Genomic DNA, 6,888 nt, shown 5'->3' with positions numbered 1-6,888 from the left:
AGCATGCCCATCGGGTTCTCGATCAGCCGCTTGAAGGCGACCAGCAGTTCGGCGCCGAGGGCACCGTCGACGGCGCGATGGTCGGTCGACAGCGTCACCGACATGACGGTGGCGATCTTGATCTCGCCGTTCTTGACCACCGCCCGCTCTTCGCCCGCACCGACAGCCAGGATCGTCGCATGCGGCGGGTTGATGACGGCGGCGAAGTCCTTGATGCCGAACATGCCGAGATTGGAGACGGCCGTAGTGCCGCCCTGATATTCTTCCGGCTTCAGCTTACGGCTGCGGGCGCGGCTCGCCAGATCCTTCATCTCGTTGGAGATGGTGGACAGCGTCTTTTCATCCGCATGCCGGATGATCGGCGTGATCAGGCCGCCGGGGATCGACACGGCAACGCCGACATCGGCATGCTTGTGCTTGACCATGGCGCTTTCGGTCCACGACGCATTGGCATCCGGCACCGCCTTCAGCGCCATCGCCATCGCCTTGATCACCATGTCGTTGACCGACAGCTTGTAGGCCGGTGCGTCGCCCTTATCCGTCTTCCTCATCGGGGCCGCCGCATTGATCTGCGTGCGCAGCGCCAGCAGTGCGTCGAGCTCGCAGTCGAGCGTCAGGTAGAAATGCGGGATGGTGGTCTTGGCCTCGACGAGGCGGCGCGCGATGGTCTTGCGCATGTTGTCGTGCGGGACGAGGTCGTAGGAACCCTCCTCGAACAGCTTCAGCACCTGGTCGTCCGACATCGCCTTCACGGCAGGGGCGGATGCAGCCGGCGCGCCGGCAGGAGCCTTGGCCGCGGGTGCCGCCTTGGCACCGCCGCCGGCAATCGCGGCATCGACATCGGCTTTCACCACACGGCCATGCGGGCCGGTGCCGGTCACGGCAGATACGTCGACCCCGGCTTCCTTGGCGATGCGGCGTGCGAGCGGCGAAGCGAAGGTGCGCTCGCCGACAGCATGACCATTGGCGGCCGGAGCCGTCTCTGCCTTCGGAGCGGCCGCGGCAGCAGGTTCGGCCTTTGGCGCCTCGGCCTTGGGAGCCTCGACTTTCGGCGCCTCGGCCTTCGCGGGCGCAGCACCGCCGCCGCTTTTCGCGGCAGCACCCGTATCCTCGCCCTCGGCGGCAAGCACGGCGATCAAAGCATTGACCTTGACGCCTTCGGTGCCGGCGGGAACGACGAGCTTGGCGACCGTCCCCTCATCGACGGCCTCGACCTCCATCGTCGCCTTGTCGGTCTCGATCTCGGCGATGACATCGCCCGGCGAAACCTTGTCGCCTTCCTTGACCAGCCACTTCGACAGATTGCCCTCTTCCATCGTGGGGGAGAGCGCCGGCATGGTGATGTTGATTGGCATTTTGTCCTCCCGCCCGGTTCAGCGATATGCGACGGCTTTGACCGCCTCGATGACCTCGCCGACATTCGGCAGCGCCAGCTTCTCGAGGTTTGCCGCATAAGGCATCGGCACGTCCTTGCCGGCAATGGTGATGACCGGCGCGTCGAGGAAATCGAAGGCGCGCTGCGAAACCTGGTTGGCGATATGGTCGCCGACCGAGCTCTGCGGGAAGCCTTCTTCGACCACGACCAGCCGGTTGGTCTTCTTGACCGAGGCGATGATCGTGTCGAGGTCGAGCGGGCGGATGGTCCTGAGATCGATGATCTCGGCGTCGATGCCCAGACCGCGCAGTTCCGCCTCCGCCTTCACCGCATAGGTCATGCCGATACCGAACGAGACGATGGTGACGTCCTTGCCTTGCTTGTGGATACGAGCCTTGCCGATCGGCAGCACGAAATCATCGAGCTTCGGCACGTCGAAGGACTGGCCGTAGAGGATCTCGTTCTCGAGGAAGATAATCGGGTTCGGATCGCGGATCGCCGCTTTCAGCAAGCCCTTGGCGTCGGCTGCCGTATACGGCATCACCACCTTCAGGCCCGGAATGTGGCTGTACCAGGCGGCATAGCACTGCGAGTGCTGGGCGGCGACGCGGGCGGCAGCCCCGTTCGGTCCGCGGAACACGATCGGCGCGCCCATCTGGCCGCCCGACATATAGAGCGTCTTGGCGGCCGAGTTGATGATCTGGTCGATCGCCTGCATGGCGAAGTTGAAGGTCATGAATTCGACGATCGGCTTCAGGCCGGCCATGGCAGCGCCGACGCCGACTCCGGCAAAACCATGCTCGGTGATCGGCGTATCGACGACACGACGAGGTCCGAACTCCTGCAGCAGGCCTTGGGTGATCTTGTAGGCGCCCTGGTATTCGGCGACCTCCTCGCCCATGACGAAGACATCGCCGTCGCGGCGCATTTCCTCGGCCATGGCATCGCGTAGCGCTTCGCGCACAGTGGTCGAGACCATTTCCGTGCCGGCAGGGATATCCGGATCGGCGGCGATTTCGGTTTTTGGCGCGGCCGCGACCGGGGCGGCGGCGGGCTTCGCCGCCTCCACCTTCTCCTCGGAGGGTGCCTCCGCCTTCGCCGGCACTTCCGCCTTGGCGGGAGCAGCGGACTTGCCGACATCGGCGGCGCTTTCACCGTCTTGCAGCAGAACCGCGATCGGCGTGTTGACCTTGACGCCTTCGGTGCCGGCGGCGATCAGGATCTTTCCAATCGTGCCTTCATCGACGGCTTCGACTTCCATCGTCGCCTTGTCGGTTTCGATCTCGGCGATCACGTCGCCTGCGACGACCTTGTCGCCCTCGTTCTTCAACCACTTGGAAAGATTTCCCTCTTCCATGGTCGGCGAGAGAGCGGGCATGAGAATTTCGATCGGCATGTTCCTCGCCCTCCCTTACAATACGATATCGGTCCAGAGCTCGGACGGATCCGGCTCCGCATCGTTCTGGGCAAATTCGGCGGCGTCGGCGACGATGTCGCGAACCTCCTTGTCGATGGTCTTCAGCTCGTCCTCGCTTGCCCACTTCTTGTCGATCAGCCGCGCCTTGACCTGCTCGATCGGATCATGGTCGGAGCGCATCTTCTGCACTTCTTCCTTGGAGCGGTATTTCGCCGGGTCGGACATGGAGTGACCGCGATAGCGATAGGTCTGCATTTCGAGAATGATCGGCCCGTTGCCGGCACGGCACCATTCGGCAGCCTGATCACCGGCGGATTTGACCGCACGCACATCCATGCCGTCGACCTGGATGCCTGGAATCTTGAACGAGGCGCCGCGATGCGAAAAATTGGTTTCGGCCGACGAGCGCGACACCGAGGTGCCCATGGCGTAGCGGTTGTTCTCGATGATGTAGATCACCGGCAGCTTCCATAGCGAGGCCATGTTGAAGCTTTCATAGACCTGGCCCTGGTTTGCGGCTCCGTCGCCGAAATAGGTCAGCGAGACGTTGTTGTTTTCCCGATAGCGGTTGGCGAAGGCGAGACCGGTGCCGAGCGACACTTGCGCACCGACAATGCCGTGGCCGCCATAAAAATGCTTCTCCTTGGAGAACATGTGCATGGAGCCGCCCTTGCCCCGGGACAGGCCGCCGCGACGGCCGGTCAATTCGGCCATCACACCGCGCGGCGAAAGCTCCATGGCCAGCATATGGCCGTGGTCGCGATAGGCGGTGATCATCTGGTCGCCGTCGATCAGCGCCATCTTCATGCCCGTGACGACCGCTTCCTGGCCGATATAGAGATGGCAAAAGCCGCCGATGAAACCCATGCCGTACAGTTGGCCGGCCTTTTCCTCGAAGCGGCGGATGAGCAGCATATGCCGATAGGCGGCAAGTTCTTCATCCTTGGTGAATTCAGCCGGCTTGGGCGCGGAAAGCCCTGATTTGCCGTCGGATTTGGATTTGGCAGGCGCTTTTCTGGCTGCGGTGGCCATGCATCACTCCCTGTTGGCGTCTCTTTGCGGACATTAGGACAGGATGAAGTCTGCCCTGGGAAGATCAGCTCTCCCCACCGATTTATGCAAGGCTAACACGCGTCACAGCGTTGCGCCATGACGAATTTGCATAGCTGGCATGCGCCTAAGCGATTAAAATCATTGAAAATATTGGTGATTAACTGAAACTCAGTTATTTCGATGAGGCCGGCAACATGATGGTGATTTCATCAGGTTGGGACAGGTTGAGCGCCCGGCGCGCCTGCTCGTCGAGCATGTCCTTCTCCAGAGTGCCGTCATGCATGAGCCGAACGCGCCGTTCGAGCTCGATCCGGCGGGCCTTGACGGCATCGAGCTGGGCCTGCAGCGCAACCGTCTGCGCTTCCAGCTGATATTTCGAATTGATGCCGAATTCGCCATGATAGGCGTGGAAGCCGAAATAGGCCAGGAACACCACGCAAAGCGAGGGGATGATCAGCCGGCCGGTGTTTCTCTGCTTGTGCTGACGCGTCCACATAACCGATTCCCCGTAGCCGCAAACTCAAACGGCCCGGACCTTTTTCGCCTGATTGTGCTTAACGGACGGTTACGGAGACTGACCCGGCGCTCAGCCAAACGAAAAAGGGCGGGAATGATCCCGCCCTTCGCGCACTATCCGAAATTTGACGTCATGCGATCAGCGCTTGATCACCGACTTGCCGGCGTAGCGTGCCTGCTTGCCGAGCTCTTCCTCGATGCGGATCAGCTGGTTGTATTTGGCCATGCGGTCGGAGCGCGACAGCGAACCGGTCTTGATCTGCCCGCAATTGGTGGCGACGGCGAGATCGGCGATGGTCGAATCCTCTGTCTCACCGGAGCGATGCGACATGACGGCGGTGTAGGCAGCCTTGTGCGCGGTCTCGACGGCGTCGAGCGTTTCGGTCAGCGAGCCGATCTGGTTGACCTTGACCAGGATCGAATTGGCAACGCCCATGCGGATGCCGTCGCGCAGGCGCGCCGTGTTGGTGACGAAGAGGTCGTCGCCCACCAGCTGCGTCTTCTTGCCGATCAGATCGGTGAGGTACTTCCAGCCTTCCCAGTCGTCCTCGGCAAGACCGTCCTCGATCGAGATGATCGGATAGTCGGCGGCGAGCTTGGCGAGGTACTTGGCCTGCGCCTTGGGATCACGCGTCTTCTTCTCGCCCACATAGACGTAATTGCCGTCCTTGAAGAACTCAGTCGCTGCGCAATCCAGACCGAGCGCAATCTCCTCGCCCGGCTTGAAACCGGCCTTCTCGATCGATTCCATGATGAAATCGAGCGCCACCGGCGCGCTCTTCAGATTGGGAGCGAAGCCGCCCTCGTCGCCGACATTGGTGTTATGACCGGCATCCTTCAGCTTCTTGCGCAGCGTGTGGAAGATTTCGGAACCCCAACGCACGCCTTCGCGTAAAGTCGGCGCGCCGACCGGCAGGATCATGAATTCCTGGAAGTCGATCGGGTTGTCGGCATGGGCGCCGCCATTGATGATATTCATCATCGGCACGGGCAGGACATGTGCCTTGGCGCCGCCGACATAACGGTAGAGCGGCAGGCCGGCTGCATCGGCCGCGGCCTTGGCCACCGCCAGCGAAACGCCGAGAATGGCATTGGCGCCGAGCCGGCTCTTGTTGGGCGTGCCGTCGAGCTCGATCATCGTCTGGTCGATATGGATCTGGTTTTCGGCTTCCATGCCGCCGATCGCCTCGAACAGCTCGCCATTGACCGCTTCGACGGCCCTGAGCACGCCCTTGCCGAGATAGCGGGCGCCGCCGTCGCGAAGCTCGACGGCTTCGTGGGCACCGGTCGAGGCGCCCGACGGCACAGCGGCGCGGCCCATCGAACCGTCTTCGAGCACGACGTCGACCTCGACGGTCGGGTTTCCACGGCTGTCCAGGATTTCACGTCCGACAATGTCGATGATGGCGGTCATTGCGATGTCCCCGATTGATCTGACGAAAGGTCGCGCCCGTCTTAGCCAAAGCGACGCAAAAGGCAATCCGGCCATGGCCGAATAGTGGCGCCAGGCCGATTCACGAAGCGCAAATTTCTGTCATCATAAGTCATGCCACCCGGACGCGCATTCCAGGCTATGGCTGTTGTCGCGCGGGGCGAAACAGGAGGAGTTTCGCCATGTCCGAGTTGAGCGGTATCGTGAGTTTGTTCCTGATCGCGGCGGCGTTCTTGACGTCGTGCGACAACAAGCAATCGCCGTCGAAGGCTTTTGAGCCTTTGCCGGCATTGAGCACCAGCGAATAGCCGGTGGCGTTGAAACAAAAAAGGGCCCCGTCGCAACGAGGCCCTTTTTCGTTGAAGTCAGGTCAATGCCAGTAGGGCGTGACCTTGTAATACTCGTAGGACGCGTCGCGCGCGCTTTCGCCGTCCGCGCCGGCCAGCTCATTGATCGAATAGGCGGGTGCGGCTTTCAGCTGCTCCTTGGAGAAGGGCACGACGTAACCGCCCTTGTCCTCGTCATAGTCGAGACTTGCCCAGGGAATGGCGTGATACTTCTCACCGATGCCGAGAAAGCCGCCAAAGCCGATGACCGCGAACATGATGCCATTCGACGTCTTGTCGAGCATGATGTCCTCGATACTGCCGATGCTCTTGCCTTCGGTGTTGTAGACGGACGTGCCGATGACGCGCGAAGCGGCGATGGCTTCGGTGTGGCCTGTCTGGGTTGTCATGATCTGCTCCTCGTTGTCGTTGAACTCTGCTTTGACAATGAGGGGCGCGGGCGAAGGTTCCCGACTTTTTCGGCGGCGGCCGATCATTCCGCGAGGATGAAAGTAACCTTCATGTTGACGCGATAGGCTGCGATCTTGCCGTCCTCGACGACGATCTTCTGGTCCTGAATCCAGGCGCCTTCGACGTTCTTCAGGGTCTTCGAGGCGCGCGCGATTCCCTTTTCGATGGCGTCCTGAAAGCTCTTCTTAGACGACGAGGTGATTTCGGTGACGCGGGCGACGGACATGGCTTCCTCCTGCCAAACGCTCATTTGCCGTCAAAGCGTACAACCGGCCCCTCTCAACCACAAGCACCGGCG

The 6,888-nt window shown here is 61.6% G+C and carries 8 protein-coding genes; 1 reads left to right on the top strand and 7 read right to left on the bottom strand.

The genetic code is table 11. The features are described from left to right. The 5 genes from A3AU_RS0105120 to eno form a co-directional block, all read right to left on the bottom strand. On the bottom strand, positions 1–1,355 hold a 1,355-nt coding region (locus A3AU_RS0105120), incomplete at its 3' end, for a pyruvate dehydrogenase complex dihydrolipoamide acetyltransferase (RefSeq protein WP_027051825.1). Positions 1,356–1,373: 18 nt separating this feature from the next. Continuing rightward, positions 1,374–2,771, bottom strand: a complete 1,398-nt coding sequence (locus A3AU_RS0105115; protein WP_027051824.1) for a pyruvate dehydrogenase complex E1 component subunit beta — start codon at positions 2,769–2,771, stop codon at positions 1,374–1,376. A 15-nt stretch (positions 2,772–2,786) separates the two neighbouring features. Continuing rightward, the gene (pdhA, locus tag A3AU_RS0105110) at positions 2,787–3,824 is read right to left on the bottom strand and encodes a pyruvate dehydrogenase (acetyl-transferring) E1 component subunit alpha (protein WP_027051823.1); all 1,038 of its coding nucleotides are present in this window, start codon (positions 3,822–3,824) and stop codon (positions 2,787–2,789) included. A 193-nt stretch (positions 3,825–4,017) separates the two neighbouring features. Next, positions 4,018–4,341, bottom strand: a complete 324-nt coding sequence (locus A3AU_RS0105105; protein WP_027051822.1) for an FtsB family cell division protein — start codon at positions 4,339–4,341, stop codon at positions 4,018–4,020. Between the two features lie 159 nt (positions 4,342–4,500). Beyond that, complete coding sequence (gene eno / locus A3AU_RS0105100) at positions 4,501–5,775, bottom strand: phosphopyruvate hydratase (protein WP_027051821.1); 1,275 nt, start codon at positions 5,773–5,775, stop codon at positions 4,501–4,503. Between the two features lie 200 nt (positions 5,776–5,975). Between eno and A3AU_RS1000000140725 the strand changes: the two genes are divergently transcribed. Beyond that, a complete protein-coding gene (locus A3AU_RS1000000140725; RefSeq protein WP_081294269.1) occupies positions 5,976–6,101 on the top strand; it encodes a hypothetical protein in 126 nt (41 codons plus the stop codon). Between the two features lie 62 nt (positions 6,102–6,163). On the opposite strand, the gene A3AU_RS0105090 is transcribed toward A3AU_RS1000000140725, so the two are convergent. Both A3AU_RS0105090 and A3AU_RS0105085 read right to left on the bottom strand, forming a co-directional pair. After that, on the bottom strand, positions 6,164–6,529 hold the full coding sequence (locus tag A3AU_RS0105090) for a PRC-barrel domain-containing protein (protein ID WP_027051820.1): 366 nt from the start codon (positions 6,527–6,529) through the stop codon (positions 6,164–6,166). A gap of 83 nt (positions 6,530–6,612) precedes the next feature. Next, entirely contained in the window at positions 6,613–6,816 is a 204-nt protein-coding gene (locus A3AU_RS0105085; RefSeq protein WP_027045027.1) for a dodecin family protein, read from the bottom strand. Between the last annotated feature and the right edge of the window lie 72 nt (positions 6,817–6,888).

This window comes from Mesorhizobium erdmanii USDA 3471 (assembly GCF_000472705.1).
Taxonomy (GTDB): Bacteria; Pseudomonadota; Alphaproteobacteria; order Rhizobiales; family Rhizobiaceae; genus Mesorhizobium; species Mesorhizobium erdmanii.
Note: the sequence above shows the minus strand (reverse complement) of the source record. Positions and strands in the feature narration are given on the sequence as shown.

Coding starts and splice junctions, on each gene's coding strand:
- A3AU_RS0105115 (WP_027051824.1), bottom strand. CDS start 2,771: ATGCCGATCGAAATTCTCATGCCCGCTCTCTCGCCGACCATGGAAGAG.
- pdhA (WP_027051823.1), bottom strand. CDS start 3,824: ATGGCCACCGCAGCCAGAAAAGCGCCTGCCAAATCCAAATCCGACGGC.
- A3AU_RS0105105 (WP_027051822.1), bottom strand. CDS start 4,341: ATGTGGACGCGTCAGCACAAGCAGAGAAACACCGGCCGGCTGATCATC.
- eno (WP_027051821.1), bottom strand. CDS start 5,775: ATGACCGCCATCATCGACATTGTCGGACGTGAAATCCTGGACAGCCGT.
- A3AU_RS1000000140725 (WP_081294269.1), top strand. CDS start 5,976: ATGTCCGAGTTGAGCGGTATCGTGAGTTTGTTCCTGATCGCGGCGGCG.
- A3AU_RS0105090 (WP_027051820.1), bottom strand. CDS start 6,529: ATGACAACCCAGACAGGCCACACCGAAGCCATCGCCGCTTCGCGCGTC.
- A3AU_RS0105085 (WP_027045027.1), bottom strand. CDS start 6,816: ATGTCCGTCGCCCGCGTCACCGAAATCACCTCGTCGTCTAAGAAGAGC.